Genomic DNA, 1,832 nt, shown 5'->3' with positions numbered 1-1,832 from the left:
AATCCAACGCCACCCGGCGCGGGGGCGGAATCGGTCGGGTCGACTGTCACGGTGCGGGCCCGACGTCGTCTCAATCACCCTGGGCCGTCTGTGGGCCGTCCTATGCAGCCGCCACGAGATGGGGGAGACAGCTAGCTGTCTCCCCCCCGGGGCGCTCAAGCGCGCCCCACAGACTCCCCTAAATATCCTCTGGAGTCTCACTCATCGCATGATTCCAGCGACGCACGGCCGTTGCCGGTCGTGGTTGTCCCGTCAGGGACTTACCGCTTCACCAGAGTCTGCCGCCAGTGGCACGGCGGTCCTATGACCCCTCCCCGGTCGTTTAGCGACTCCCGGATAGCCCAGGCGTCGGGTCGCAGATATACCACCAGGGCGACCACCTCCTTAGCGGAAGCCCTACTGTGCCGGGCTTCCAAGGCCACTCTAGTTCACGGCAACTTCCTCTATGCCCGTTCTTCGATTTTTCCCGGATCCACCGCCTGAATCTCGTACAAATGATCGATTGCTCTACGAGTTCGCCCCTCGCTGCTTGGCATGAGATGCGTATAGGTCCGGAGAGTGAAGCCGGGGTCACTGTGCCCCAGGTACGTGCTCAGCGCCTTGATGTTCTCCCCGGCGTCCAGCAGGACCGACGCATAGAAGTGTCTCAGCGCGTGCATGCCGTGCTCGCGTGCCGCCTCATGCCGCTCGCTGGTCTTCGGTTCGGGGATGACCCCTGCGGCTACAAGGGCGGGTTTCCAGATCCGCGTATTGAAGTCGGTACGGCGAACAGCACCGCCGCCCGTGAGGGAGAACAACAGAAGTTTGGTGACGGGCGGTCCGTCCGGGCGGAGCCAAGGGAGGGTCACCTTTACCGGCGGGAAATCCTTCCGGTGCTGTTTCAGGACGCGAGCGACGCGGTCCGGCAATGGGACGCCCCTTTCCTTCCCTCGCTTCGGCGGGGCGAATACGAGGTGACCGTTCACCACCTTCACCTGATTGGCTACGTGCACCCATTGCGTCTCGTAATTCACTTCGTCGTCCGGCAGACCGAAAATCTCGCCCTGCCTGAGGCCACAGCCACCCCCGATATCCGTCATGGCCTGATGGCGCGCGGGAAGCGCGGCCCGCACGGCGAACACCCGATCCGCCGACCACGGGCGCACACGCGGCGCCCCTCGCTCGGGTGCGCGGACGGAACGCGCTTTGCACGGATTCTTGGTGAGCAAGCTGTCATCGACGGCGGCGCTCATCACGGATGACACGCTTGCAAAGATGACGCGGCGGTAGGACGACGCCGGTACGGCACGTTCCAAGTCGCTCAGCCATTCTCTGATGTGCCCAGGCTGGAAAGAGTCCAGCGGGCGGGATCCCATGTACGGGAAGGCATGAAGACGGAGTTGCACGGCTACCGGGACGCGGGTCGTCATGTCGGTGGTCTGTGCGGCAATCCACTTCTCGCCGTACTGCCGGAACGTGGTTCGACCGGCCGCAGGGTCGATGTACTGCCCGCGCGACATGTCCGCCTCGATGTGGGAGAGCCACTGTTCCGCGAGGCGCTTCTGTCGGTCGGGGAAGCTCTTGGACTTCTCGGTGCCGTCAGGGCCGACGTAGCGGGCGCGGTAGCGCATGCCGGTGCCGTGGCGGTCGGTCTTGACGCGGGTGGTTTTGCCGGTGGGGCTGGTCTCGGTCTTGTACCAGCGGTCTTGGATGTGGCCTGCCATGCGGTGGGGTGCTCCTTGGGAATGGCGACCCGGCGGGGGGGGGCCTGGGGCCCCCCCCCCCCCCCCCGCGGCGTGCTATTGGTGGGCGCGGGCTCTCAGGCCGGGCGGCCGCGGCCCGCCGGCGAGGGC

Annotated in this window: 1 protein-coding gene; it reads right to left on the bottom strand. The window is 65.9% G+C overall.

Features of this window, described 5'->3' with window-relative positions; all coding sequences use genetic code 11:
- Positions 1-443 precede the first annotated feature (443 nt).
- Positions 444-1,703: a tyrosine-type recombinase/integrase gene (locus ACFXPK_RS32825; RefSeq protein ID WP_385080809.1), complete on the bottom strand. Its 1,260-nt coding sequence runs from the start codon at positions 1,701-1,703 to the stop codon at positions 444-446.
- Positions 1,704-1,832: the final 129 nt, after the last annotated feature.

Source organism: Streptomyces sp. NPDC059142, assembly GCF_042755665.1.
Taxonomy (GTDB): Bacteria; Actinomycetota; Actinomycetes; order Streptomycetales; family Streptomycetaceae; genus Streptomyces.
The sequence above is the reverse complement of the archived record's forward strand: the minus strand, read 5'-3'. Positions and strand labels throughout refer to the sequence as shown.

Excerpts from the sequence above, each read along its gene's own strand:
- ACFXPK_RS32825 (WP_385080809.1), bottom strand. The coding sequence starts at position 1,703 with ATGGCAGGCCACATCCAAGACCGCTGGTACAAGACCGAGACCAGCCCC.